Genomic DNA, 24,488 nt, shown 5'->3' with positions numbered 1-24,488 from the left:
ATGGGAGATTTCGTGCTCATCCATGAAATGTCCCCGCGCGACGGGCTTCAGAACGAGAAGGCGCTCATCCCGACCGCCGACAAGATCCGGCTGGTCGACCTGTTGTCGGCCTGCGGCTTTCCCCGCATCGAGGTGACCAGCTTCGTGCGGGCAGACTGGGTGCCGCAGCTTGCCGATGCGGCAGAGGTGATGGCCGGCATTTCGCGGCGCCCCGGAACCGAATACACCGCCCTTGCGCCGAACCTGCGCGGCTTCGAGGCAGCAAGGCAGGCGAGAGCCGACCGCGTCGCCATCTTCGCCGCCGCCTCGGAGAGCTTCAGCCGCAAGAACATCAACTGTTCGATCGAAGAGAGCATCGAGCGCTTCCGCCCGGTCATGGAGGCTGCCCGGGCAGCCGGCATTCCCGTGCGCGGCTATGTCTCCTGCGTCACCGACTGCCCCTACGAGGGACGTGTCGAACCCGCCGCGGTCGCCCGCGTTGCGGAAACGCTGCTCGGGCTAGGCTGCCACGAGGTTTCGCTGGGCGATACGCTGGGCCGGGCGACGCCGGACCGCATCGGCGCCATGCTCGATTGCGTGCTGGAACGGGTGCCGGCTGACCGACTTGCCGGGCACTTTCACGATACGGGAGGGCGGGCGCTCGACAACATCGCGGTCGCCCTCGGCAAGGGGCTTCGCGTCTTCGACGCGGCAGCGGGCGGCCTCGGCGGCTGCCCCTATGCTCCCGGCGCCGCGGGCAATGTGGCGACGGGCCCGGTGGTGCGCTTTTTGGAAGAGGCCGGTTACCGGACCGGCATCGATCTCGTTGCACTGGCGGAAGCGGAAGCGTTCGTCCGCCGTCTCAGGGAGGTAGCCTGATGTCCTTCGAAACCATCGATCTCAGCTGGGACGAACGGGGAGTGGCGACACTGCGCCTCGCGCGGCCCGAAAAGCACAATGCGCTCAACGAGGCGATGATGCACGAGCTGGTCGAGGCCGCCGATATCGTCGAAGCCACGCCGGCCGTTCGTGCGGTCATTCTCAGCGCCCATGGAAAGAGCTTTTGCGCGGGAGGCGACCTCAACTGGATGCAGGCGCAGGCAGCCCGGGACCGGCACGGTAAGATCGAGGGAGCCCGCCAGCTCTCCACCATGCTCTCCCGGCTCGATTGCCTGTCCAAGCCGCTGATCGCGCGGGTGCAGGGCAATGCCTTTGGCGGCGGCGTCGGCATGATGGCCGTGGCGGATATCGTCGTTGCCGCCGAGAATGCCCGCTTCGCCCTTACCGAGACACGGCTGGGCCTGATACCCGCAACCATCGGCCCCTATGTGATCCGCCGCATCGGCGAGGGGGCGGCGCGCCGCACCTTCCTCAATGGCCACCGTTTCGGCACGGACGAGGCGCTCCGCTTCGGGCTGGTTTCGCGCTCCGCGGCGCCCGATGCGCTCGATGCCGCCGTCGAGGAAGAGGTCGCGCTGCTGCTCGACTGTGCGCCCGGCGCGATTTCCGAGGCCAAGAGCCTGATCCGCACCCTGGCGCGGGGGGAAGTGGAAGATCCCGTCGCCTTCAGCGAAAAGGCACTGGCCGACCGGTGGGAAAGCGAAGAGGCGCAATCGCGCATCCGCCGCTTTCTGAACCCGTGAACCTCCCGGCAACGCACAGTTCCCCGACGGTGAACGGGCGGCCATGGGCTTGAAGAAAATCTCGTGCTAAAATTGAGATTAACGAACCGGGCCGGCCCGGGAATGGCTCCGTCGCCCTCGCGTGCGGAATCACGCCCGCATGGCCTTCTTTCGCGATGAAAACAGCTGTCTTTGGCTTGACTTGGAGCTTCGGTACACCACCCTAAGAGTTCATTGGCCCGCTTGAGCAGGATTGTCGGGCGCTCGCCGATTTATTCTTTTTTGTTTATCTGAGGACCAAGTGATGAAGAAAATACTTGTAACCGGAGGTGCTGGATTTCTGGGCAGCCACCTCTGCGAACGTCTTCTGGATGAAGGAAACCAGGTGACGTGCCTCGACAACTACTACACGGGAACCAAGGCAAACATTCGCCGCTTTATAGGGCGAAACGGATTTTCACTCATCGAGCAGTCGGTCATCGATCCGCTGGATGGGAATTATGACGAGATATTCAACTTGGCTTCACCCGCGTCCCCGCCCCATTATCAGGCGGATCCCATCTACACCTTCAAGACGAGCGTTCTGGGAACGCTCAACATCCTCGAGCTTGCGCGCCGGACCGGAGCGAAGGTGCTGCAGGCATCCACCTCCGAGATCTACGGGGACCCACTGGTCCACCCCCAGCGGGAGGAGTACTGGGGCAATGTCAATTCCATCGGCATCCGCTCCTGTTACGACGAGGGCAAGCGGGGCGCCGAGACGCTGATGTACGATTATCACCGGGTGCACGGGCTGAACATCCGGGTCGTCCGGATCTTCAACACCTACGGTCCCGGCATGAATCCCCAGGACGGCCGCGTGGTATCCAATTTCATCATCCAGGCGCTGCGTGGCGACGACCTCACCATTTATGGCGACGGCAGCCAGACCCGTTCCTTCTGCTATCGGGACGATCTCGTCGAGGGTATCATCCGCCTAATGAATGCGCCGGACGCGGTGAGCTTCCCGGTCAATTTCGGCAACCCGTGCGAGTTCACCATCCGCGAGCTGGCCGAGCTCGTGCTGGACATGACGAAATCCCCCTCGAAGCTCGTCAATCTGCCCCTGCCGCAGGACGACCCGACCCAGCGCTGCCCCGACATTTCCCGGGCGCGGGATCATCTGGGGTGGGAGCCCCGGACGCCGCTGCGCCAGGGCCTCGAGAAGACCATCGATTATTTCCGCCAGTTCGTAGACATGCCGTCCTTTTCCAGCGCCGGCCGGGCCTAATTGGAGTATCCCAGATGAAAATCGTCATTATCGGATCAGGATACGTGGGGCTTGTCGCCGGAGCCTGTTTTGCCGAAACGGGCAATGAGGTGGTCTGCGTCGACAACAACGAGGCGAAGATCGAACGGCTCCGCAAGGGCATCATGCCGATCTACGAGCCGGGGCTGGACGTGCTGGTGAAGACCAATCTCGCCGCAGGCCGCCTGTCCTTCACCCAGGACCTGTCCGAAGCCGTCAGGGATGCGGATGCCGCCTTCATTGCCGTCGGAACGCCGCCGCGGGCAACGGACGGCCATGCCGACATGAAGTATGTCTACGCCGTCGCCCGCTCGCTCGCGGAAAAGGCAACGGGCGACCTCGTCGTTGTCAACAAGTCCACCGTTCCGGTCGGAACGGGCGACGAGGTGGAGCGCATCCTCAGAGCCGCCGGGCGGGACATCCGCTTTTCGGTGGTCTCCAATCCGGAATTCCTGCGCGAGGGGGTCGCGATCAACGATTTCATGCGCCCGGACCGGATCGTGATCGGCAGCGAGGACGAATGGGCGCGCGAGATCATCTCCAGGATCTATGACGCCGGGGCTTTCGAGGGCGTTCCGATCCTGCAGACCTCCCGCCGGTCTGCCGAGCTTCTGAAATATGCCGCCAACGCGTTTCTGGCGATGAAGATCACCTTCATCAACGAGATCGCGGATCTTTGCGAGGCCGTCGGCGGCGATGTCCGGGATGTGGCGCATGGCATCGGCCTCGACAGCCGCATCGGCGAGAAGTTCCTCAATGCCGGGCCCGGCTATGGCGGCTCCTGCTTCCCGAAGGATACGCTGGCGATCTCCAAGACCGCGCGCGACTACCGCGTGCAGCTGCGGACGGTGGAGACCGTCATCCAGGTGAACGAGCATCGCAAGCGCGCCATGGCGCTGCGGGTGGTGGATGCCTGCAACGGCAATGTGCGCGGCAAGACGATTGCCGTGCTCGGCCTCGCCTTCAAGGCGGATACCGACGACATGCGCGACAGCCCGGCCATTCCGGTCATCCAGGCGCTGCAGGATTTCGGTGCGATCGTGCGGGCCTACGATCCCGAGGCGATGGACAATGCCAGGGCCATCCTGGGGAACGTGGAATATGTGAACGATCCCTACGACGTGGCAAACGGTGCCGACGCCGTGGTGGTGCTGACGGAGTGGAGCGCATTCCGCGATCTCAATCTTCAGAAGCTCCGCTCGCGCGTGCGGCTGCCTCTCCTGGTGGACCTGCGCAACATCTATGACGAGGAAGCGGTCACGGAGGCGGGTTTCGAATACTGGTGCATCGGCCGCAAGAACACGGGAGCGCCCATTCTCAGCCAGTCGCTGGCTGCGGAATAGCCGCGGGCCGGGCGAGGGCAAGGATAGGGTCGGGGAGCGCCGGTCCGTCGCGCGGGACCGAAAGCGGTGGGAGAGGCCGCCTTGTCGGGACTTTCGCTTGCCAATCGCCCGATCGGAGGGCTAACTCGCTCCTCGCGTCAGGGGGAGGAACTCGAATCGCATGGATGACAAGGATCTTCAGCTCTTGAAGGCGCTCCAGACCAATGCGCGCCTCACATCCATCGAGCTTGCGGACAAAATCCACCTGTCGCCGTCTCCTGTCCAGCGCCGGCAGAAGCAGCTGGAAAAGGATGGCGTGATCCAGTCCTACGTCACGCTGCTCGACCAGGAAAAACTGGGACTCAAGGTCAGCGTCTTCGTCTCCGTCCAGCTTGTCAGCCAGGATGACGAGAACATTTCCTCCTTCGAGCGGGATATCGCCACCATCCCGCAGGTGATGGAATGCTACCTGATGACCGGCGATTACGACTATCTGCTGCGCGTGGTCACCCGTGATCTCAACGAATTCGAGGAGCTTCTCCGCTCGCGCCTGATCAAGATGAAGCAGGTGAAGTCGATCCGCTCCAGCTCCGCGCTGCGCCGCGTCGTCTACAAGACGGCGCTGCCGATCGGCTGACCGGCAGCGCCGTCACGCTCACATGTGCAGGCCGTGGCCGAGGGCGGCCATGGCAGCCTCGGGGAAGGCCTCCGAAAGCGTGGGATGGGCATGGATCGTGCCGGCCACATCCTCCAGCCGCGCCCCCATTTCGATCGCGAGCGCAAAGGCGGCAGACAGTTCGGACACATGCTCCCCAACCGCCTGGATGCCGAGCACCAGATGATTGTCCGCCCGGGCGACGATCCGGACGAAGCCGTCGTCCGAGCCGAGCGTCATCGCGCGTCCGTTGGCAAGGAAGGGGAACTGCCCCTGCACGGTTTCGTAACCGGCGGCCTTTGCCTCCTCCGGCGACAGTCCGGCGCTCACCACTTCCGGTGAAGAGAAGCACACAGCCGGGATGACGCGCTTGTCGAAAAGACGGGAACGGCCGGCGACCAGCTCCGCCACCATTTCCCCCTGTGCCATGGCGCGATGGGCAAGCATCGGCTCGCCGGTCACGTCGCCGATCGCGTAGATGCCGCGCATGGAGGTGCGGCAGCGCTCGTCGATGCGAATGAACGGCCCGGCCATGTCGAGCACCAGTTCCTCCCTGCCCCAGCCTTCGGTGACGGGGCGACGCCCGACGGTGACGAGTACCTTGTCCGCGCGTATCTCGCGCGGCCGGCCATCCGTCCCCTCGATCGTGACCAGGCCATCCTCGGAGCCGCCCTTGATCCGGGTGCCGGTGAGAAGGGTGACGCCCAGCGATGCCAGGCGCTTCTCGACGGGACGCACAAGAGCCGCATCGTAAAGCGGCAGGATCCGAGGCTGTGCTTCGACGATGGTCACCCTGGCGCCAAGCTTGGCATAGGCGGTTCCGAGTTCGACGCCGATATAGCCCCCGCCGATGACCGTCAGGCTTTCCGGCACCGCGCCGAGCGACAATGCCTCGGTCGAGGAAATGATGTTGCCGCCGAAGGGCAGCACGGGAAGCTCCACGGGGGCGGAACCGGTGGCGATGATGGTGTTTTCCGCATGGATCACCTGCGTCCCGATCTCGGTCTCGACGGCCACCGTCCGGCCGTCACGGAAACGGGCGTGGCCGACGACGGTCTTCACGCCGGCCTTCTTGAGAAGGGCCGCCACGCCCCCCGTCAGACGGCCGACGATGCCGGATTTCCAGGCCTGTGTCGCCGAAAAGTCGAGGCTCGGCGCGCCGTGGCTGAGGCCGGTTGGCGAGGGTTTCCCGGCCCGGCCCACGGCCGCGTGGAAGTCCTCGGCGGCGTGGATCAGCGCCTTCGACGGAATGCAGCCGATGTTGAGGCAGGTGCCCCCGGGGCGGGCGCGCTCGACGATGACCGTGTCGATTCCGAGCTGGCCGGCACGGATGGCCGCGACATAGCCGCCGGGGCCGGCGCCGATGACGAGAAGCTTGCAGTGGATTTCCTTCATGTCAGTCCTCGACGAAGATCATGGCCGGGTTTTCGAGCAGCGCCTTGATGCGCTGCACGAAGGTTGCTGCATCGTAGCCGTCGATCACGCGGTGATCGAAGCTGGAGGAGAGGTTCATCATCTTGCGCGGCACGAATTGCGTGCCGTCCCAGTGCGGGCGGATCGCCATCTTGTTGACGCCGATGATCGCGACCTCCGGGTGGTTGATGACGGGCGTGGACACGATCCCTCCGAGCGCGCCGAGGGAGGAGATGGTGATCGTCGATCCCGAAAGTTCTTCCCGGAGCGCCGTGCCCGTCCGTGCCGCCTCGCTCAGGCGCACCACTTCCCGGGCGCAATCGTGGATGTCGCGGGCCTCCGCATGCCGCACAACCGGCACCATCAGCCCCGAGGGGGTCTGGGCCGCGATACCGATATGGACGCCGCCGTGCTGGCGGATGATGCCGGCCTCGTCGTCATAGAGGGCGTTGAAGATCGGCTGATCGGCGATGGCCTTCACCATGGCCCGCATCAGGAAGGGCAGCAGGGTGAGCTTCACGCGTCCGGGCTTCAGCGTCCTGTTCATGCCGGCGCGCAGCTCCTCCAGTGCCGTCATGTCCACCTCGTCCACATAGGTGATGTGCGGAATGCGGCTCTTCGAGCGGCTCATCTGCTCGGCGATGCGCCGGCGAAGACCGGCCATCCTGATCTCCTTGACGGAGAGATCGGCCTTGCGGCCTGCAGCGGCCGGCGCTACGGGACCCTGCTCCAGGAAAAGATCGATATCCTCGTGGGTGATCCGCCCTGCCGGGCCGGTACCCGGAACCTGCCGCAGATCGACACCGGCCTCGCGCGCCCGAAGGCGCACTGCCGGGGAGGCGAGGGGCTTTTCGCCCTCCGCTCTCGGAGCGCCGGGCGTATGGACGGGCCTTGCTGCGGGTGCGGCAGCGGCCGCAGGCGCGGGCCGCTCCGTCTGCATCCGCGCCGGTGCCGGTGCGGCTTCGGCGGGCTGGGGAGCCGCTGCCGGCCTTTCGGTCGCGGCGTCCGGCGCCAGCGCCGGTATGTCCTCGTCCGCGCCGGCATGGTCTTCTCCCTCGTCGGCATGTTCGATCCGGAGGATCGGGGTTCCCACGGGAACCATGTCGCCGATGGCCGGTCCGATCCAGCTGATCCTGCCTTCGACGGGTGAGGGGATCTCCACCGTCGCCTTGCCGGTCATCACCGCGGTCAGCACGTCGTCCTCGCGCACGAGATCGCCGACTTTCACGTGCCATTCCACGATTTCCGCCTCGGCGACACCTTCGCCCACATCGGGCATCTTGATCGTTTGCATCGCCATGATCAGGCCTCCATCATGTCCTTGAGTGCCTGCCCGACGCGGGCCGGGCCGGGGAAGTAGTCCCATTCCTGCGCGTGCGGATAGGGCGTGTCCCAGCCGGCAACGCGGACGACGGGGCCTTCCAGATTGTAGAAGCAGTGCTCCTGGACCAGTGCCGCCAGCTCCCCGCCGAAACCGGAGGTGAGCGTCGCCTCGTGTAGCACCATGCAGCGTCCGGTCTTGCGCACGGAGCGGGTGATGGCTTCGAGATCGAGCGGAAGGAGCGTGCGCAGGTCGATGATCTCGGCGTCGATCCCCGTCTCCTCTGCTGCTGCGGCGGCCACATGAACCATGGTGCCGTAGGTGACGATCGTCACCGCAGAGCCTTCCCGCACCGTTGCCGCCTCGCCGAGCGGCACGACGAAATGCCCTTCCGGAACATCGGCCGCGGGATGACCCGCCCAGGGTGTTACCGGCCGGTCGTGATGGCCGTCGAAGGGGCCGTTGTAGAGCCGCTTCGGCTCAAGGAAGATAACCGGATCCGGATCCTCGATGGAGGCGATCAGCAGCCCCTTGGCATCATAGGGGGTCGAGGGGACGACCACCTTCAGGCCGCACACATGGGTGAAGAGCGCTTCCGGGCTCTGGCTGTGGGTCTGGCCGCCGAAGATGCCGCCGCCGGTCGGCATGCGCACCACCATCGGGCAGGTGAACTGGTGGTTGGAGCGGTAGCGCATGCGCGCCGCTTCCTGGGTCAGCTGGTCGTAGGCCGGATACATGTAGTCCGCGAACTGGATTTCGACGCAGGGTTTCAGGCCATAGGCCGCCATGCCGATCGCGGCGCCGACGATGCCGGATTCGGAGATCGGCGCGTCGAAGCACCGGGTGCGGCCATATTTCTGCTGGAGGCCCTGGGTGCAGCGGAAGACGCCGCCGAAATAGCCGACATCCTCCCCGAAGACGACCACCCGGTCGTCGCGCTCCATGGAAACGTCCATGGCGCTGCGAATGGCTTCAATCATGGTCATGCGTGGCATGGGTCAGACTCCCGCCTGCTGGCGCTGGCGTTTCAGATGCGCGGGCATTTCCGCATAGACATCCTCGAACATGTCGCGGGCGGACGGCTTTCCGCCCGCATGCAGGGTGCCGTGGCGCTCGGCCTCCTTCTGCGCGGCGATCACCTCCGCGCGGATTTCGGCTTCCGCCTGGCGGTGGCGCTCCTCGCTCCACAGGCCCCGCAGGGTCAGATGGTTCTTCAGCCGCAGGACGGGATCGCCGAGCGGCCAGGCGTTGGATTCCTCCTTGGGACGGTAGGCGGACGGGTCGTCCGAGGTGGAATGGGCGCCGGCCCGGTAGGTGACGTGCTCGATGAGGGTCGGACCGCCATTGCGGCGGGCGCGGTTCGCAGCCCACTGGGAAACCGCATGGACGGCGAGGTAATCGTTGCCGTCCACCCGGAGCGCCGGGATGCCGAAGCCGAGGCCGCGCGCGGCAAAGGTGCCGGAACCGCCCCGGGCAATCCCCTGAAAGGTGGAAATGGCCCACTGATTGTTGACGATGTTGAGGATGACCGGCGCGCGATAGGTGGAGGCAAAGACGAGCGCGGCATGAAAATCCGAAGCCGCCGTCGAGCCGTCACCGATCCAGGCGGCCGAAATCTCCGTTCCCTGGCGAATGGCGGAGGCCATGGCCCAGCCCACGGCCTGGATATACTGGGTGCCGAGATTGCCGGAGACCGAGAAGAAACCGTGGCTGCGCGCCGAGTAGAGCACCGGCAGCTGCCGGCCCTTCAGGGGGTCGGCATCGTTCGAGTAGATCTGGTTCATCATGTCGACCATCGGATAGCCGCCCGCGATCAGCAGGCCCGCCTGTCGATAGGTCGGGAAGTTCATGTCACCAGGCTTCAGGGCCTTCTGGAAGGCGCAGGAGATCGCCTCCTCGCCCAGATGCTGCATGTAGAAGGAAGTCTTGCCCTGCCGCTGCGCCATCAGCATGCGCTGGTCGAAAGCGCGCAGGGTCATCATGTGGCGCAGGCCCTCGATGATCTCGTCGTCGCTGAGCGAGCCCGCCCAGGGGCCGACCGCCTCGCCGTCTCGGTTCATCACCCGGATGATGGAATAGGCGAGGTCGCGCATGCTTTCTGCTTCCGCGTCCTCCGGCGGGCGGCGCACCGATCCCGCCTCGGGAATCTCCACCCGGGAAAAGTCGGGCTTGTCGCCGGGGCGCACCTCGGGCTCCGGCACATGCAGGCTCAACCTGTCATTCATGGGCATGTCTTTCCTCCTCCCGGCTGATGTCCGGGTTCAACGCGCAGCCATGCGGAGCGCTCCGTCGAGACGGATGACCGAGCCGTTCAGCATGGTGTTCTCAATGATTTCCGCGGCAAGGCGGGCATATTCCGCCGGCCGTCCGAGCCGCTGCGGAAAGGGAACCGACTGGGCCAGTGCCGCCTGCACATGGTCGGGAAACCCGGCCATCATGGGTGTCTCGAAGATGCCGGGGGCGATGGCCATGGCGCGAATTCCGCTGCGGGCCAGTTCGCGCGCGACGGGCAGGATCATGCCCGCAACGGCGGCCTTCGACGCGGCATAGGCCGCCTGGCCGATCTGGCCCTCGAAGGCGGCCACCGAGGCGGTGGCGATCAGCACGCCGCGCTCGCCGTCCTCCAGCGGCTCATTCTCCGCCATGAGCTTTGCCGCATGACGGATCAGATTGAAGGTGCCGGTGACATTGACGGAAAGGGTCCTCTCGAAGCTCTCGAGCGCATGGATCCCGTTTCTGCCAAGCACCTTTTCCGATGGCGCGATGCCGGCGCAGGCAATCGCACCGCGCAGCGGGCCGAAGGCCACGGCGGCTTCGGCAAGCGCCGTCTCCATCCCCCTGTCGTCGCTGACGTCGAGGGCTGCGAAGCGGGCATTGTCTCCCAGCTTCCCGACCAGCGCCTGCCCCGCATCCGCATTGCGATCGGCGAGCGTGACCTTCGCGCCGCGCGACAGCAGATGCTCTGCCGTCGCAGCCCCCAGTCCGGAGGCCGCGCCGGTCACGACGAAATGATGTCCTTCGATCTTCATGCCCGTTCCTCAGTAGAGTTCGACCGCCAGCGCCGTTGCCTCGCCGCCACCGATGCAGAGCGAAGCGACGCCCCGCTTCAGGCCGCGTGCCTTCAGGGCATGCAGAAGCGTGACGACGATCCTTGCGCCGGAGGCGCCGATCGGATGGCCGAGCGCACAGGCGCCCCCATGGATGTTCACCTTCTCCCGGTCGAGGCCGAGTTCGCGGATCGCGATAAGGGCCACGACCGCAAAGGCTTCGTTGATCTCCCACAGATCGACCTGACCGGCCTTCCAGCCGATCCGGGCGAGAAGGGTTTCGACCGCGCCGACCGGAGCGGAGGTGAAGTGCGCCGGTGCCCGCGCATGGCCGGAATGGCTGAGCACCCGTGCCATCGGCTCAAGACCGCGGGAACGCGCCTCGCTCTCCCGCATCAGGACGAGTGCGGCGGCTCCGTCGGAGATGGACGAGGCATTGGCGGCAGTCACGGTTCCGCCTTCGCGGAAGGCAGGCTTCAGGCGCGCGATCTTTTCCGGATCGGCCTTGCGCGGCTGCTCGTCGTGGTCCAGCCGGACCCCGTTTCGGCCTTCGCCCTGGGAAATTCCGATGATCTCATGGGCAAATGCGCCGCTTTTTTCCGCCGCAAGGGCCCGCTCCAGAGACTGGCGGGCATAGGTATCCTGTGCCTCGCGGCCGATGCCGTAGGATGCTGCGCTATCCTCGGCGAAGGTGCCCATGAGACGGCCCGAATAGGCGTCTTCCAGCCCGTCGAGGAACATGTGGTCCTTGAGCTCCACATGCCCGAGCCGGGCGCCCGAGCGGGTCTTCATCGAAAGGTAGGGCGCGTTGGTCATGGACTCCATGCCCCCGGCCACCACCACGCGGTTGCTGCCGGCGATCAGCCCGTCATGGGCGAGCATCAGCGCCTTCATGCCGGAGCCGCAGACCTTGGAAACCGTGGTCGAAGGCGTCTTCTCGGGCAATCCGCCCTTCAGCGCTGCCTGCCGGGCCGGGTTCTGGCCAAGCCCGGCGCTGAGCACGTTGCCCATGAAGACCTCATCCACCTCGCCGGCCTCCACGCGGGAAAGCTGGACGGCCGCGGAAATCGCGATCGCTCCCAGTTCGGGGGCGGCAAGGGGCGCCAGCGCGCCCTGGAAGGCGCCCATCGGCGTGCGCGCCGCTGATACGATGACGACCGGATCGGAGGTGAAGGGATAGGTGGATGTCATGATGCCACTCCGCATTGAAAAGCCTCGGGACGGAATTTCGTGGCGCGGGGGAAGGCGGCCGGGACCGTGACGGCTGCCGGCGGCTGGCAGAGATCCCTGCCATTTCCCAGATGCATCGCTCAATCCTCCCGTGTTCAGCGAGGACCCGATGATAGCGTGAGCGCCTGAGAGGAATCTCGGCGATCTCGAGGCAAAAGGAAAGGGTGCGCGCAGCCTTTATGCGCAAAGGCACGCTTCCGCGCCGAACTTGCTCGTTTTCACCGAAACGGGCGAGGGGTTCTATGCGCCAGCGGCGAGATAGGTGTCGATTCCGGATGCCGCGGCATCGCCGGTCGCGAGGCAGGCCGTCAGGAGATATCCGCCGGTCGGGGCCTCCCAGTCGATCATTTCCCCGGCGACGAAGAGGCCGGGAATACGGCGCAGCATGTATCGCTCGTCGATCTCCGACCAGGGGATGCCACCGGCGGAAGATATCGCCTCCTCTATGGGCCGCGTCCGGTCCAGGCGGAGGGGAAGCGCCTTGATGCGGTGCGCGAGGTCGGCGGCGGACAGGCCGGGCGCATCGGGGGAAATCTCGCGCAGGAGGGCAATCTTGACGGGATCGAGGCCAGCCGCCTTTCTGAGCCTGTTGGAGAAGGAGGCCTTGCCGCCCTGCCGGTGCAACTCGCCGATCAGCCTCGCCCGGTCGCGTCCCGGTGCCAGGTCCAGCGCGAGAACGGCGTGTCCGGAGCGGTCTATGGCATCGCGGAGCGCCGCGGCATGGGCGTAGATCAGGCTGCCCTCGACGCCGCTTGTACTGATGACGAACTCGCCCTGCACGGTGCCGGCCTCGCTGGTGGCGGTCACCGACTTGACCGGTGCGCCAGCGAAGCGCTCCCGGAAGTACGCCGACCACGCCCGTTCGAAACCGCAATTGGCCGGACGAAAGGGCGTGACCTCGACATCGAGGGCGCGCAGGCTGTCGATCCAGCCGCCATCCGATCCGAGCTTCGGCCAGCTTGCACCGCCGAAGGCAAGCAGCGCCGCTTTCGGCCTGACGATCCGCTCCCCGTCCGGCGTTGCAATCCTGTGGCCGCCTTCCGCGGCCATCCCCAGCCAGCGATGCCGGGTGTGGATGGTGACGCCCTGCAGTTGCAGCGTCTTCAGCCAGGCTCGCAACAGCGGCGAGGCCTTCATGACCTTCGGGAAAACGCGCCCGGAGCTGCCGACAAAGGTCTCCGCGCCGAGATTGTCCGCCCATTGGCGCAGCCGGTCCGGGGAGAGACGGCGAACGGCCTGCTCCAGAACGGCCCGCGCCTCCCCGTAGCGGCCGAGGAAGCTTTCCAGTCCTTCCGCATGGGTGAGGTTCAGACCGGACTTGCCGGCCAGCAGGAACTTTCGCCCGACCGTCGGCATCGCCTCGTAAACGGTCACGGCATGGCCCGCCGCCGAAAGCCGGTCGGCCGCCATGAGGCCGGCCGGACCGCCCCCGAAGATCGCAACGCCTGCTGCCGCCATGGCCTGGAAATCCTTTCGTCCGTCTCCTGTGGGCCGTGCCTTACCCTATCTCCGGCGCCGGCGGGAGTGCCTTTGCCAAACGCTGCCGCATACCGGCTCTGGCGCAAGCCGAAGTCATCCTTATAACTGGATTTCCGGGGCAAGGGCACAGGCGCGATTCGCCGCCCGACAAGGGACGACATGAGCACGCAGCGACCGACGATCAAGACCATTGCGCAGGACACCGGCTTGTCCATTGCGACCGTTTCGAAGGCGCTTAACAATTCCCCGCAGGTGCGGCCGGAGACCCGGGAACTGGTGCTCAAGTCCGCCGCCCGCGTGGGCTACGAGCTCAATCTGCACGGCGTGCAGCTCAGAACCGGCAAGACCTATCAGGTTGCCGCCGTGATGACCGCGCCGGCGGCTGGCGAAAGCGAGTGGGAAGGCGTGGAATACGCCCAGCTGCTCAGCGGCATTTCCTTCGCGCTTGAGGAAACGCCCTATCGCGTGGCCCTGCATCCGGTGCGAGACTTTACCGAAAGCCTGGCCGCCGTCCGCCAGATCGTCACGCTGCGCAAGGCCGATGGCATCATCATCTCCGGGACCCGGACGGACGATCCGCGCGTGCAGCTGATGCAGGATGCGGATTTTCCCTTCGTCACCTATGGCATGACGCTGTCCAACGGAGTGCACGCCTTCGTCGATCAGGACAACAGGCAGATGATCCTTGCGGCAGTCGCCCGCCTCGCGGAGCGGGGGCACCGGCGCATTGCGCTGATCAACCCTGTCGCCGAGCTCACCTATTCGGCGGTCCGCCTGGAAGCCTATCGGGAGGCGCTGGAAAAGGCAGGTCTTTCCTTCGATCCGGCGCTTGTCGCGCAGGGACGGCTGATCCCGGCCTTCGGACGGGAGAACGTGATCGCCATGTCGCAGATGCCGGACCCGCCGACGGCCTATATCTGCGCCAACGAGGCGTCCGCGCTCGGCGCGCTTTCCGGCTTTCATGCGCGTGGCCTCGTCCACGGGCGCGATGCCGTCGTCAATGCCACGGACGACCTCAACATCAGCGGCTACTTCGCCCCGCCCATCACCACCTATTTCCTGCCGATCAGCACGCCAAGCGCTCTGCTCGGCCAGTTCATCCTGCGGCGCATGGAAGGCGAGCCGGCGGAGCGCCTTCAGGCCCTGCTGATGCCCGACCTGATCGAGCGCTCGGACGACCGCCTGGCGTGCTGACCGGGCGCCGGCCGGCTTTCAGCTGTGCTGCTCCAGCGGGAAGGTCAGGATGTAGGTGATCTCCGTGTCCGTCAGCCGGTAGTCCGCATCGCCGCCGACGGAGGCAGGCACGACATGCTCCAGCACCGTGCTGCCGAAATGCTTCTGGTATCCGCTCGTGGTCAGGCGTTTCCACTCCGCCTCGAAAGGTTCGCGCCATTCGAACCGGATCGCCTCGCCGTCGGACTCGTGGATGCGCGTGCAGGTCACCGATATCGGCGCGTCGCGGCTTTCGAAGACGGTGCCGTGATTGGCGGCATTCACCATCAGCTCGTGCATGGCCAGCCCCAGATGCATGGATGCATTGGGGGTCAGGAAGACGTTGTCGCCCTCGATCTCGAGCAGCCGCCGGTTTTCCGGGGAAAGATGCTTGGTCTGCTGGTAGACGAGATCGAAGAAATGGGCGCCGCGCCAGCGCGAACCGGTGATCAGGTCCTGTGACTGGGACAGACAGTGCAGGCGATCCCTGAACTTCTTCAGGAACTCCTGCAGCGAGGCCGAATGGCGCGCCGTCTGGGAGGCGATGCTCTGGATCACGGCCAGCATGTTCTTCGAGCGATGGCTGCCTTCCCTTTGCAGCGAGTGCAGCATCTGCTCGCTGTTGCGGGCATCGGTGATGTCCTCGATGCGGGTCTGGTAGAAAAGGCCGCCCTCCCCATCGGCGATGCGGGTGAGGGTGAAGCGGAAGACCTGTTCGTCGACCTCCACCTCGAGGCTGCGCTCGACGCCCGATGCCTCCAGGTTGCGCTTGAGATCCGCGAGCTTCTCGGCGATTTCCGCGCCGAAGAGGCTGTCGTCGGTGCGCACGCCGTCTTCCGTTTGGTCGCGCTGCCAGCACTCCGGAAGGTTCGCCACCAGCAGATAGTTCCAGGCTTCGTCCTGCATGAGAATGCAGCTTGCCGACCCTGACAGGGCCAGGGCCAGCAAGCTGTTTCGGCCCGTGCCGCCAGGTGCGGGCTGAAGCCAAAGAGCGCGTGTCATGGTAAAGTTCGCTCCTCTACCGGAACTCCCGTGACCGGCAATGCCGGTCACGCGGGGTTCGAGACGCTCGCATTGAAGAACAGGGCCTGACTGATCATTGCCTTGACGACGTCAGGATTGAACGGCTTGGTCACCAGGAAGGTCGGCTCCGGACGCTCGCCGGTCAGCAGGCGCTCGGGGCAGGCGGTGATGAAGATGACCGGAATGCTTGCTTCCTTGAGGATGTCGGAAATCGCGTCGAGACCGGAGCTTCCGTCGGCGAGCTGAATATCGGCCAGCACCATCTTCGGCTTCGTCTTGTGGAACAGTTCCACCGCTTCCCGGTGGGTGCGGGCGATGCCGGTGACGAAATGGCCGAGCTCCTGCAGCATCTGCTCGATGTCCATCGCGATCAGAGGCTCGTCCTCGATGATCATGATGTCGGTGGCGATCTGCTCCAATATCTCGCGCGAGGCCTGGTCGAGGAGCGGCTTCACGTCGTCTTCCGCAACCTTGAGGATCTCCGCCGTCTCGGACACCGTGAAACCTTCGACGGTTGTCAGCAGGAAGGCCTGCTTGGCACGGGTGGGCAGCGAGGCGAGGTTTGCGGCGGCCCGCTTTTCCCAGGCGAAGGGCGACTCGACCTCGGGAATTTCTATTTCAGCGGAACCAAATATAGTTGCAAAGAGTTGGTAGAGCGAAACGCGATCGCTGGACGTCTTCGGGAAGATGCTGATGTCCGCGATCAGGGCCTCGAGCGTGGCGGCAACATAGGCGTCACCGGAGGTCTGGGAACCACTGACGCTGCGAGCATAACGACGGAGGAGGGGAAGATGGGCTGCAATGCGAACCGATAGAGACATTTTGTAGCTTTCCAGTTGCGTCGGTATACCCCGACGGTCGACTAAACGCGCACGAAAAAATAAAGTTCCTTTCGCTTGGAACTTTTTCTCCCGGCGGACATTTACCCCGTAACAAACCAATACAGGTCGCCATTCATCATGCACGAAAAACCGAACGAGGCTGACGAAAATGTTCAGACTTATGCGGAATCCCACATCATAGACCCGAACTCTCTGGTGTCGCGCGTTCTGCGGGAACTTTATGACAGCGTTCAAAACGAAGCCATCCCCGAGCGGTTCCTCGACCTCCTCGAGAAACTGGATATGGCGGAAAATTCTGCCAAGGCGACCGAGAATCCATGAACGATACAGTTGAATCCGACAAGCGCCGTTTCAAACGCGAGCTTCTGGCCGCGCTTCCCAACCTGCGTGCCTTCGCGGTGTCGCTGGTGGGGCGCCACGACCGCGCCGACGACCTGGTGCAGGACACGATCATGAAGGCCTGGGCCAAACAGGACAGCTTCGAGATCGGTACGAACATCAAGGCCTGGCTGATCAAGATCCTGCTGAACAGCTTCTACAGCCAGATGCGGAAGAACGGACGCGAGGTGCAGGACAGCGATGGCATCCTGACAGAACGGCTTTCGGTGCATCCGGCCCAGCACGGTGCGCTGGATCTCCAGGATTTCCGCATGGCGCTGAACACCCTTCCTCCGGACCAGCGCGAGGCGATCATTCTGGTCGGTGCATCCGGCTTTTCCTACGAGGAAGCCGCCGAGATCTGCACTTGTGCCGTCGGCACGATCAAGAGCCGCGTGAGCCGCGCGCGTCAGCGCCTGCAGGAGATCCTCGGGGTTTCAGGCGAGAGCGACTATGGCCCCGACGCCGCCTCGACCGCGGTCACGTCCCGTCCCGTCACCAATTCGCCGCTCTGAGGGAGCGGCGGCGGGGGAGGCGGGCGCCGCGCCCCCGGAACCGCCCGGGCCTTCGATATTTCAGGCTTTCAGAAGACGCCCGAGCGCTGCGGTCAGGTCCGTATCCGCAAAAGGCTTCGTCAGCTGCTCCGTCGGCCCTTCGGGAAGTTCGCCCACATCCACATGGCCGGTGGCCAGAAGGACGGGCAGGCCGGGACGCAGGTCCCGCACCCGGTGCAGAAGGTCGACCCCCGTCATGTCGGGCAGGCCGAAATCCGTCACCAGCACATCCACCTCCGTGGTTTCGAGCGCCGCCAGGGCTTCCGCCCCGCTTCCGGCCTCCAGCACGGCGTAATTCTCCTCCTCCAGGATTTCCGCCGTCGTCAGGCGGATGAGGTAATCGTCCTCGCACAGAAGCACCACGCGCTTTCCATCGGGGCGCGCCTGCCGCTGATCGTCCGGCGTCTCGCTCGCGGCTGGCGCCGACGGTGCCTGCGATCTTTGCGGAAGGCCGGGTTCGCCCGCGCGGGCGCCATCGAGGGCCCGGCGCACCTTGATCGCCAGTGCCTCGCGCGAATAGGGCTTCTGCAACAGTTCGATGCCGCTGTCCTGCAATTCCGGTTCTCCTGCCCCCGCATAACCCGATGTCAGAAGAATGCCGATCCGCGGGCGCTGCTGGCGGGCCAGATGCACCAGATCCGCAATCTTCATGGCACCCGGCATGATCATGTCGGTGAAGAGAAGGTCAATGGGGGCGCCGCTTTCAAGCACGGTCAATGCGGTCGCACCGTCACGGGCGCGCAACACCCGGTAGCCGAGATCGGCCAGGATCGCCACCACCGTTTCGCGCACGGCCTCGTCGTCTTCCGCCACCAGGATGGTCTCGCAACCGCCGCTGACCGGCAGCCCCTCTTCCTCGCTGGCGAGCTCGGATTCCTCTCCCGCTGCCGAGCGGGGCAGGTAGAGGCGGATCGTCGTTCCGCGTCCTTCCTCGCTTTCGATCATGACGTGGCCGCCCGATTGCTTCACGAAGCCATAGACCATGGAAAGCCCGAGGCCCGTTCCCTTGCCTTCCGGCTTGGTGGTGAAGAAGGGCTCGAACACCTTTTCCATCACCGCCTCGCTCATGCCGCAGCCGCTGTCGCGGACGGCCACCATCACATACTGGCCGGCTGTCAGCTCCATGTTGCCGCGCATCGTGTAGGTATCGATGATGACGTTGCGGGCCTCGATCACCACATGACCGCTGTTGTCCATCGCGTCGCGGGCGTTGATGGCCAGGTTGAGGATGGCATTTTCCATGTTCCCGGGGTCCACCTCCGTGTTCCAGAGATGGTCGTCGACCAGCGTTTCCACCGTGATGGCTTCTCCCAGAGCCCGGTGGAGAATGTCGTCCATGTTGCGGATCAGGCGGCCGATATTCAGAACCTTGGGCGTCAGCGGCTGGCGCCGCCCGAAGGCCAGCAGCTGCGAGGCGAGCTTGGCGCCGCGGGTCACGCCCTTGATCGCGTTCTGCAGCCGCGCCTCGAGAACGGGGTTGCCCGTCATGTCCTTGGCGATCAGGTGGAGGTTGCCGCTGATGACCTGCAGCAGGTTGTTGAAGTCATGGGCGATCCCGCCCGTCAGGTTGCCGATTGCCTCCATCTTCTGGCTCTGGCGCAGGGCATCCTGGGTTTTCAGAAGCTCGGCGGTGCGGGTTTCCACGCGCTGCTCGAGGGTTGCCGCAAGTTCTGCCAGGGCTGTCTCTGCGCTCTTCTGATCGTCGATATCGGTGTTTGTCCCGATCCAGCGCTTGATGTCCCCGGCTTTGTTGCGGACCGGAACCGCGCGCACGATGTGCCAGTGGTAAACGCCGTCGCGGCGGCGAAGCCGAAGCTCCGCCTTGTTGTAGAGGTGGCCGTTGGCGACCGCGGCCTGCCATGCCTCGCTGATCCGCGGCAGATCCTCCGGATGAACCATGCGGATCCAGTTTTCCCCGTCCAGCGTGCCGCGCGCCAGGCCGCCGAAGTCGTAGACCCGCTCGTTGAACCAGTCCAGATGCCCGTTCGCACGGGCGGTCCAGACATGGTTGGGCATGGACTGCGCCAGAAGCCGGAATTTCGCCTCGCTTTCGGTGATTGTCAGCTCCGCCTGCTTGCGCGAGGTCACGTCCAGCAACAGCACGCCGAGCCTTTCCTGTGACACCTTCTGCGCCCGCGCCTCGTACCAGCGCAGGGGCGGGCCGTTCAGGCTCAGCTCGAATTCCGTCGGCTCCCCGCTCGACAGGGTGCGCCGCAGCGCCTCCAGCACCGGCCCTTCCATATGCGGCACGACATCCCGCAGCGACCGGCCGGATGGCCGATCCGGGGGCAGGCTGAACTGCTGCTGCAGGGCGGTGTTGAACTCCAGCAGGCGGAAATCCTCGATCTCGCCCTCAGTCGACCGGACAGCCTCGCCGATGAAGAAGCCTTCCTTCATCTGTTCGAAAAGCGCTTTCCAGCGGCTTTCGTTCTCCCGGATCTCCTGCTCGGCGCGCTTGCGCTCCGTGGTGTTCTTCATGATGCAGAGAGCGCCCGCGATGGAGCCGTCCTCGTCCCGCAAGGGGCTGTAGTCGAGGGTGACCCAGATATCTTCGGGCCGGTCGTTCTGGCGGATGGTGAGCGCCTGATCGCGCATCGAGACGCATTCGCCCTTCAACACCGCGTCCAGGGCGCGGGCGTGCAGGCTGCAAAGCGGATGGTTGAAGGCGCCGATGGGCTTGGCAAAGAGATCGGGATGCAGGTCCCCGGCGAGCGGGGCAAAGGCGTCGTTGTAGAGCGCGATGCCTCTCGGGCCCCACAGGATGATCATGGGGACCGCGGCATCCACCACGAGATTGACCGTGGCGCGCAGCGATGCCGGCCAGGCCGAAACGGGTCCGAGCGGTGTGTCCGACCACTGGAAGGGAACGGTACCGTCGTCACTGGCGTCGGATGGGGATGGCCTTGCATCAGCGGGCGGATCTGCGGCGAGGCTCATCAGGCATTCTTCCTTCGTGTCCATGCGTGGATATGGGAGGATCAGGCGGGCATTCGGTTGAGAGAGCCCTCGGGATAGGAGAAGAGCATCGCGTCGGGGTCGTCCCGGCCGTGAATGGCGGCAAGCACGATGTCTGCGGCGATCTGGCTGAAGGTCATGCCATTGCTGCCATAGCCGAGAATGGCCCAGGCCTGCGGAAGCCCGGGGATTTCCCCGATCACGGGAAGCCCGAGGGGCGTCGTGCCGAAGGCGCCGCTCCAGGCATGTTCCGGTTTGCCGATGTCCATGCCGATCAGCGTCGAGACGCGATCCGCCAGACGCGCCGTCTTTTCCGCCAGCTTGTCGGGGGCGTGATAGGCGAACGGATCGGGTTCTTCCTCGCCCCTGGCCAGTATCCGGCCGTCCGGCGTGGTGCGGATGTGCAGCCCGTGCGCCGATGCCTCGCGGAGGAGGGTGGCATCGAGCCACCGGGGCCGGGCGCAGCCCGCCTCGCTCGCGATCGCCCAGGTCGACATTATCTGGCTTTCGTGCGGCTGAAGGCCATCGGGTATGTCATAGCCGGTGCAGAAGATGACATGCCCCGCGCTGAGGAAATCGCCGTCGGAGGTGAGAAGGTGGATCCTTCCGCCGCTCTGGCGGGCATCGAGCACCTCGGTATTGGCGACGATCTCGCCACCGCGGCGGGCCACGGCTGCCAGGAGCCCGGCCGTCAGCTGCACGGGATTGAGGGCCGCCGCCATCGACGACAGCAGGGCGGCAGGACGGTCGATGCCGTACTGCGCCATCAGGGCGTCGCGCGGAATGAACTGGCTGCGCAGGCCGGTGAGGTTGCGGGCGCGCGCTTCCGCCGCCATGGCCTCGGCATCCATCCGGTCTCCGGCAAGGTAGAGGCTCTTGCGGGTGGAAAGGCCACAGTCGATGCCCAGCCGTGCGATCAGCGACAGCAGCTTTTCCACCGCCGTCGCGGACCGGTGCCAGAGACGCTCCGCCCGCTCCTGCCCGATCGAGGCGGACAGCGCGGTCAGGGGCGCATCGAGTTCCGAAAGGATGAGGGCCGCGCTGGCGGAGGTGCTGCCGGCCAGCGGCATCCGGCGATCGACGACCAGAACGCTGCGGCGCCCGTCGCTCAGGGCTTCCGCGGCCAGAGCGCCCGTCAGTCCGGCGCCCACGATGACCACGTCATAGGATCGCGACGCCGGCCGCTGGGCGACGGGAAGCTCCCGATAGGGCAGGGCGGTCCAGTATGGATAGGTCGCACCGAGTGCGAGCGCATGGGAGCGCCCGCCCGTGTCTGTCCGGTTCAACGGTCCTCTCATGTCGTGCTGCCTCCCTCAGGGCGCGGCATGGATGCAATGGCCGCTTTGCGCTGAACGCCCGGAAGCGGCGCGGGTTCCAACCTTCGGCAAAAAATCTCCCGGCTCGAGGCAATAAAGGAACCGGGCAGTATCGCCGGCGTTCTAGACGAGACCGGATGCCGACGGCGAGGAAAGAAGATCATGATTTTCAAGGAACGCAGATTTCATCAGTCCGAGCCGGAAGACGAAGGCGTCTTGCCCCGTGCAACGAGCGATGCGGCCGCCCTCGAGGCCGAGGGCGCGGATTTTCTTGCCAGCCTCGCCGAGCTCGACGTGACCCAGGTGTCCTTGGTAGTCGCCGATGGCCGCTTCGTGCTGAGCGGTTTCGTGAATTCGGCTGCAGAAGCCGAGCGGGCGGAATTTGCCCTGCGCGAGGCCTTCGAGGGCGTCGATGTCGACAACCGGCTTGCCATTGCCTGAGGCACGCGTGACCGGGCCGGGGCCTGAGAGCCGGACTTTGCCGATCTCCCGCGCTTTTTTCGATCGGCCCGCGCCCGCGGTGGCGCAGGATCTCATCGGATGGGATTTCAGGATTGCCGGTATCGGCGGCGTGATCGTCGAAACGGAGGCCTACACGCGCGACGACGAGGCGTCCCACAGCTTTCGCGGCCCCAGGACGGCCAATGCCGCGATGTTCGGTCCGCCGGCAACCGCCTATGTCTACAGGATCTACGGGCTGCATCGCTGTCTCAATTTCGTGTGCCGCGATGCGGGCGCCGTGCTGATCCGGGCGCTGGAGCCGGTCTCCGGCCTGAAGGAGATGGCCGAACGCCGGGCCCTCGAGGATGCGCGGCTGCTGTGCAGCGGCCCCGGCCGACTTGCCCAGGCGCTGGGCGTGGGGCTCGGCCTCAATGGAGCCAGCCTTCTCGAGGAGCCTTTCGCCCTTCTGCCGCCGCAGGAGGCGAGCACCGTGGTGACCGGCTTGCGCATCGGGATCAGCCGCGCCGTCGACAGGCCGTGGCGCTTCGGCAGGCACCGCTCGCGGTTTCTCAGCAAGCCCTTTCCCCCGGACGCGACGGTTGTCGCTGGCAAACGTCCCCTCATGCCCCGTCAACAGGAAGGAGAATCCCGATGACCCCCATGGATGCTTCCCAGGAAACCGAAAAGCCGAAGACGGATTATTTCGCCCTCTTCTCCAATGCCGTGTCCGAATGGGCGGGCAAGCCCGTCACCTTCGTGCTCGCCGTCGGCGGCATCTGCATCTGGGCGGCCCTCGGTCCCTTTCTCGACTATTCCGAAAGCTGGCAGCTGGTGGTGAATACCGCCACGACCATCATCACCTTCCTGATGATCTTTGTGTTGCAGAATTCCCAGAACCGCGACGCCAAGGCCCTGCAGGTGAAGCTGGACGAGCTGATCCTCACCAATGCGCGGGCGGAGAACTGCTTCATCGGGGCGGAGGCGCTGGGCGAGGCAGAGCTTCTACGTCTGAGAGCTCTGCTCGACGCCAAGCTCAAGGCAGCTGAGGAAGGCAAATCGGCGGAGGTGCGCCAGGATATCGAGGAGCACCTCGAGGAAAAGGTCCGCTCCGCCAAGATTGCGTGACAAAATAGGGAACGCTTTTGCTTCGTATCGGTTGAATAGGACGACGAGGGAACGTCAATCATCAAATCCGAGCGAGGTAATAATGAGGAAATACGTTCTTATCGCTGCCGTTGGCCTGTTCATGCCGCTGTCGGCCCTGGCCCAGACCCAGAACGGCACAAACAGTGGCACCGATGCGGAAACCCCCGCAGTGGCCACGCCCGATACCAACAATCCGTCGGCCCCGGTCCCGGGTGAAAACAGCTTCACCGAGGAGCAGGCGCGCGAGCGGATGCAGGAAGCCGGGTACACCGACGTCAAGGACCTCAAGCTCGACGACAAGGGCTTCTGGAACGCCACGGCCATGAAGGGTCAGACCAGCGTCAACCTGGTGATGGATTACCAGGGCAACGTGGTGACCAAGTAAGCCGCCAAGACAACATCACGACCGAAAGGATTGCCCCATGCGAACTGTAACGGGAATTTTCGACACCTATGCCGACGGCCAGGCTGCCGTGCGCGCCCTTGAGAATGCCAACATCCCGCGCGACTCGATCAGCATCGTGTCCCGCGACGAAGACGGAAACGTGCGGAACGGTGACGGCGCTGTCGACGGTGCCGAGACCGGTGCCGGGCTCGGCGCTCTCGCCGGCGGTGCCGGCGGTCTTCTGGCCGGCCTCGGCATGCTCTCCATTCCGGGCGTGGGCCCGGTCGTGGCTGCCGGCTGGCTTGCCTCGACCATCACCGGCCTTGCTGCGGGTGCGGTCGCCGGCGGTGCTGCGGGCGGCATCATCGGCGCACTGACCGATGCGGGCGTTCCGGAAGACGAAGCACATGTCTATGCGGAAAGCCTGCGCCGGGGAGGTACCCTGGTCACGGCGCGGGTGGAAGATGCCATGGCGCCGACGGCTGCCCGCATCCTCGATGAATCCCGCCGCGTCGACTGGAACCTCCGCCGCCGCGAATACAGCGAAAGCGGCTGGACCACCTTTGACGAGACGCAGCCCTACGACACCGCGCCGGGAAGCCTTTCCCGTCCGGAAGGCGGGCTGACGGGCCGCCTCTGAAGGCTGTCCGATCGATGAACAGGGGCCGGCTGGCAACAGCCGGCCCTTTTGCCTTGCGTCGACATGTGGACGCCACATCAAAAAGGCGAGCCAAAGCCAAAACTTCGCCTCGGTCCGAATTTCTCATTCATATTCAGCCACTTACGATTTTGTGATAGTTTTTTTGCGAAATGGTGTTGACTGTTTTGGGAGGGTAGTTCTATAAGGCGGTCACTGACGAGGGCGGCGGCGCTGCTGGCG

General features: G+C 65.1%; 24 protein-coding genes. 13 read left to right on the top strand and 11 right to left on the bottom strand.

Annotation, left to right across the window (positions count from 1 at the left end; genetic code table 11):
* The 5 genes from GGR23_RS16805 to GGR23_RS16785 all read left to right on the top strand — a co-directional run bounded on the left by GGR23_RS16805 (position 1) and on the right by GGR23_RS16785 (position 4,848).
* Entirely contained in the window at positions 1-858 is an 858-nt protein-coding gene (locus GGR23_RS16805; protein WP_183367489.1) for a hydroxymethylglutaryl-CoA lyase, read from the top strand.
* Complete coding sequence (locus tag GGR23_RS16800) at positions 858-1,622, top strand: enoyl-CoA hydratase-related protein (RefSeq protein WP_183367488.1); 765 nt, start codon at positions 858-860, stop codon at positions 1,620-1,622. Before GGR23_RS16805 ends, GGR23_RS16800 begins: the two co-directional genes overlap by 1 nt.
* A 283-nt stretch (positions 1,623-1,905) precedes the next feature.
* The gene (locus GGR23_RS16795; RefSeq protein ID WP_183367487.1) at positions 1,906-2,871 is read left to right on the top strand and encodes a UDP-glucuronic acid decarboxylase family protein; all 966 of its coding nucleotides are present in this window, start codon (positions 1,906-1,908) and stop codon (positions 2,869-2,871) included.
* Positions 2,872-2,885: 14 nt separating this feature from the next.
* Positions 2,886-4,232, top strand: a complete 1,347-nt coding sequence (locus GGR23_RS16790; protein WP_183367486.1) for a UDP-glucose dehydrogenase family protein — start codon at positions 2,886-2,888, stop codon at positions 4,230-4,232.
* Positions 4,233-4,392: 160 nt separating this feature from the next.
* The gene (locus tag GGR23_RS16785; protein WP_183367485.1) at positions 4,393-4,848 is read left to right on the top strand and encodes an Lrp/AsnC family transcriptional regulator; all 456 of its coding nucleotides are present in this window, start codon (positions 4,393-4,395) and stop codon (positions 4,846-4,848) included.
* An 18-nt stretch (positions 4,849-4,866) separates the two neighbouring features.
* Here the strand turns inward: GGR23_RS16785 and lpdA are convergent, their stop codons facing one another.
* From lpdA to GGR23_RS16750, 7 genes are all read right to left on the bottom strand, one after another.
* Positions 4,867-6,261 carry a dihydrolipoyl dehydrogenase gene (gene lpdA, locus GGR23_RS16780; protein WP_183367484.1) on the bottom strand — a complete coding sequence of 465 codons (1,395 nt, stop codon included), beginning with the start codon at positions 6,259-6,261 and terminating at the stop codon, positions 4,867-4,869.
* A 1-nt stretch (position 6,262) separates the two neighbouring features.
* Entirely contained in the window at positions 6,263-7,579 is a 1,317-nt protein-coding gene (locus GGR23_RS16775; protein WP_183367482.1) for a dihydrolipoamide acetyltransferase family protein, read from the bottom strand.
* A gap of 2 nt (positions 7,580-7,581) precedes the next feature.
* The gene (locus tag GGR23_RS16770; RefSeq protein WP_183367481.1) at positions 7,582-8,595 is read right to left on the bottom strand and encodes an alpha-ketoacid dehydrogenase subunit beta; all 1,014 of its coding nucleotides are present in this window, start codon (positions 8,593-8,595) and stop codon (positions 7,582-7,584) included.
* Between the two features lie 3 nt (positions 8,596-8,598).
* The gene (locus GGR23_RS16765; protein WP_382341004.1) at positions 8,599-9,831 is read right to left on the bottom strand and encodes a 3-methyl-2-oxobutanoate dehydrogenase (2-methylpropanoyl-transferring) subunit alpha; all 1,233 of its coding nucleotides are present in this window, start codon (positions 9,829-9,831) and stop codon (positions 8,599-8,601) included.
* Between the two features lie 30 nt (positions 9,832-9,861).
* Entirely contained in the window at positions 9,862-10,629 is a 768-nt protein-coding gene (locus GGR23_RS16760) for an SDR family NAD(P)-dependent oxidoreductase (RefSeq protein ID WP_183367479.1), read from the bottom strand.
* 9 nt (positions 10,630-10,638) lie between these two features.
* Complete coding sequence (locus tag GGR23_RS16755) at positions 10,639-11,838, bottom strand: thiolase family protein (RefSeq protein ID WP_183367477.1); 1,200 nt, start codon at positions 11,836-11,838, stop codon at positions 10,639-10,641.
* Positions 11,839-12,117: 279 nt separating this feature from the next.
* Entirely contained in the window at positions 12,118-13,335 is a 1,218-nt protein-coding gene (locus GGR23_RS16750) for a TIGR03862 family flavoprotein (protein ID WP_183367476.1), read from the bottom strand.
* A 180-nt stretch (positions 13,336-13,515) separates the two neighbouring features.
* Here GGR23_RS16750 and GGR23_RS16745 point away from each other — a divergent pair, with 180 nt between their 5' ends.
* Positions 13,516-14,550: a LacI family DNA-binding transcriptional regulator gene (locus GGR23_RS16745; RefSeq protein ID WP_183367475.1), complete on the top strand. Its 1,035-nt coding sequence runs from the start codon at positions 13,516-13,518 to the stop codon at positions 14,548-14,550.
* An 18-nt stretch (positions 14,551-14,568) separates the two neighbouring features.
* On the opposite strand, the gene GGR23_RS16740 is transcribed toward GGR23_RS16745, so the two are convergent.
* Together GGR23_RS16740 and GGR23_RS16735 are read right to left on the bottom strand one after the other, a co-directional pair.
* Positions 14,569-15,570: a sensor histidine kinase gene (locus GGR23_RS16740; RefSeq protein WP_183367473.1), complete on the bottom strand. Its 1,002-nt coding sequence runs from the start codon at positions 15,568-15,570 to the stop codon at positions 14,569-14,571.
* A 47-nt stretch (positions 15,571-15,617) separates the two neighbouring features.
* Positions 15,618-16,412: a response regulator gene (locus GGR23_RS16735; protein WP_183367472.1), complete on the bottom strand. Its 795-nt coding sequence runs from the start codon at positions 16,410-16,412 to the stop codon at positions 15,618-15,620.
* 138 nt (positions 16,413-16,550) lie between these two features.
* On the opposite strand from GGR23_RS16735, the gene GGR23_RS16730 reads away from it, so the two are divergent.
* Positions 16,551-16,754 (top strand): NepR family anti-sigma factor, encoded by a 204-nt coding sequence (locus tag GGR23_RS16730; RefSeq protein ID WP_183367470.1) that lies wholly within the window; start codon positions 16,551-16,553, stop codon positions 16,752-16,754.
* Entirely contained in the window at positions 16,751-17,326 is a 576-nt protein-coding gene (locus GGR23_RS16725; protein ID WP_183367469.1) for an RNA polymerase sigma factor, read from the top strand. Before GGR23_RS16730 ends, GGR23_RS16725 begins: the two co-directional genes overlap by 4 nt.
* Before the next feature lie 60 nt (positions 17,327-17,386).
* On the opposite strand, the gene GGR23_RS16720 is transcribed toward GGR23_RS16725, so the two are convergent.
* Entirely contained in the window at positions 17,387-20,302 is a 2,916-nt protein-coding gene (locus GGR23_RS16720; RefSeq protein ID WP_183367467.1) for a hybrid sensor histidine kinase/response regulator, read from the bottom strand.
* Between the two features lie 41 nt (positions 20,303-20,343).
* Positions 20,344-21,618 (bottom strand): NAD(P)/FAD-dependent oxidoreductase, encoded by a 1,275-nt coding sequence (locus GGR23_RS16715; protein ID WP_183367465.1) that lies wholly within the window; start codon positions 21,616-21,618, stop codon positions 20,344-20,346.
* A 180-nt stretch (positions 21,619-21,798) separates the two neighbouring features.
* On the opposite strand from GGR23_RS16715, the gene GGR23_RS16710 reads away from it, so the two are divergent.
* The 5 genes from GGR23_RS16710 to GGR23_RS16690 all read left to right on the top strand — a co-directional run bounded on the left by GGR23_RS16710 (position 21,799) and on the right by GGR23_RS16690 (position 24,248).
* On the top strand, positions 21,799-22,077 hold the full coding sequence (locus tag GGR23_RS16710) for a BON domain-containing protein (RefSeq protein ID WP_183367463.1): 279 nt from the start codon (positions 21,799-21,801) through the stop codon (positions 22,075-22,077).
* A gap of 43 nt (positions 22,078-22,120) precedes the next feature.
* The gene (locus GGR23_RS16705; protein ID WP_382341107.1) at positions 22,121-22,732 is read left to right on the top strand and encodes a DNA-3-methyladenine glycosylase; all 612 of its coding nucleotides are present in this window, start codon (positions 22,121-22,123) and stop codon (positions 22,730-22,732) included.
* A complete protein-coding gene (locus GGR23_RS16700; protein WP_246365707.1) occupies positions 22,729-23,202 on the top strand; it encodes a low affinity iron permease family protein in 474 nt (157 codons plus the stop codon). Before GGR23_RS16705 ends, GGR23_RS16700 begins: the two co-directional genes overlap by 4 nt.
* A gap of 82 nt (positions 23,203-23,284) precedes the next feature.
* Positions 23,285-23,608, top strand: a complete 324-nt coding sequence (locus tag GGR23_RS16695) for a PepSY domain-containing protein (protein WP_183367460.1) — start codon at positions 23,285-23,287, stop codon at positions 23,606-23,608.
* A 37-nt stretch (positions 23,609-23,645) separates the two neighbouring features.
* Positions 23,646-24,248, top strand: a complete 603-nt coding sequence (locus GGR23_RS16690; RefSeq protein WP_183367459.1) for a general stress protein — start codon at positions 23,646-23,648, stop codon at positions 24,246-24,248.
* The last annotated feature ends 240 nt before the right edge of the window (positions 24,249-24,488 follow it).

This window comes from Gellertiella hungarica, assembly GCF_014197145.1.
Lineage (GTDB): Bacteria > Pseudomonadota > Alphaproteobacteria > Rhizobiales > Rhizobiaceae > Gellertiella > Gellertiella hungarica.
Note: the sequence above shows the minus strand (reverse complement) of the source record. Positions and strands in the feature narration are given on the sequence as shown.

Coding starts and splice junctions, on each gene's coding strand:
- GGR23_RS16800 (WP_183367488.1), top strand. CDS start 858: ATGTCCTTCGAAACCATCGATCTCAGCTGGGACGAACGGGGAGTGGCG.
- GGR23_RS16785 (WP_183367485.1), top strand. CDS start 4,393: ATGGATGACAAGGATCTTCAGCTCTTGAAGGCGCTCCAGACCAATGCG.
- GGR23_RS16805 (WP_183367489.1), top strand. CDS start 1: ATGGGAGATTTCGTGCTCATCCATGAAATGTCCCCGCGCGACGGGCTT.
- GGR23_RS16730 (WP_183367470.1), top strand. CDS start 16,551: ATGCACGAAAAACCGAACGAGGCTGACGAAAATGTTCAGACTTATGCG.
- GGR23_RS16700 (WP_246365707.1), top strand. CDS start 22,729: ATGACCCCCATGGATGCTTCCCAGGAAACCGAAAAGCCGAAGACGGAT.
- GGR23_RS16740 (WP_183367473.1), bottom strand. CDS start 15,570: ATGACACGCGCTCTTTGGCTTCAGCCCGCACCTGGCGGCACGGGCCGA.
- GGR23_RS16775 (WP_183367482.1), bottom strand. CDS start 7,579: ATGGCGATGCAAACGATCAAGATGCCCGATGTGGGCGAAGGTGTCGCC.
- GGR23_RS16710 (WP_183367463.1), top strand. CDS start 21,799: ATGATTTTCAAGGAACGCAGATTTCATCAGTCCGAGCCGGAAGACGAA.
- GGR23_RS16745 (WP_183367475.1), top strand. CDS start 13,516: ATGAGCACGCAGCGACCGACGATCAAGACCATTGCGCAGGACACCGGC.
- GGR23_RS16765 (WP_382341004.1), bottom strand. CDS start 9,831: ATGCCCATGAATGACAGGTTGAGCCTGCATGTGCCGGAGCCCGAGGTG.
- GGR23_RS16735 (WP_183367472.1), bottom strand. CDS start 16,412: ATGTCTCTATCGGTTCGCATTGCAGCCCATCTTCCCCTCCTCCGTCGT.
- GGR23_RS16715 (WP_183367465.1), bottom strand. CDS start 21,618: ATGAGAGGACCGTTGAACCGGACAGACACGGGCGGGCGCTCCCATGCG.
- GGR23_RS16755 (WP_183367477.1), bottom strand. CDS start 11,838: ATGACATCCACCTATCCCTTCACCTCCGATCCGGTCGTCATCGTATCA.
- GGR23_RS16725 (WP_183367469.1), top strand. CDS start 16,751: ATGAACGATACAGTTGAATCCGACAAGCGCCGTTTCAAACGCGAGCTT.
- GGR23_RS16750 (WP_183367476.1), bottom strand. CDS start 13,335: ATGGCGGCAGCAGGCGTTGCGATCTTCGGGGGCGGTCCGGCCGGCCTC.
- GGR23_RS16795 (WP_183367487.1), top strand. CDS start 1,906: ATGAAGAAAATACTTGTAACCGGAGGTGCTGGATTTCTGGGCAGCCAC.
- GGR23_RS16690 (WP_183367459.1), top strand. CDS start 23,646: ATGCGAACTGTAACGGGAATTTTCGACACCTATGCCGACGGCCAGGCT.
- lpdA (WP_183367484.1), bottom strand. CDS start 6,261: ATGAAGGAAATCCACTGCAAGCTTCTCGTCATCGGCGCCGGCCCCGGC.
- GGR23_RS16760 (WP_183367479.1), bottom strand. CDS start 10,629: ATGAAGATCGAAGGACATCATTTCGTCGTGACCGGCGCGGCCTCCGGA.
- GGR23_RS16695 (WP_183367460.1), top strand. CDS start 23,285: ATGAGGAAATACGTTCTTATCGCTGCCGTTGGCCTGTTCATGCCGCTG.
- GGR23_RS16720 (WP_183367467.1), bottom strand. CDS start 20,302: ATGAGCCTCGCCGCAGATCCGCCCGCTGATGCAAGGCCATCCCCATCC.
- GGR23_RS16770 (WP_183367481.1), bottom strand. CDS start 8,595: ATGCCACGCATGACCATGATTGAAGCCATTCGCAGCGCCATGGACGTT.
- GGR23_RS16790 (WP_183367486.1), top strand. CDS start 2,886: ATGAAAATCGTCATTATCGGATCAGGATACGTGGGGCTTGTCGCCGGA.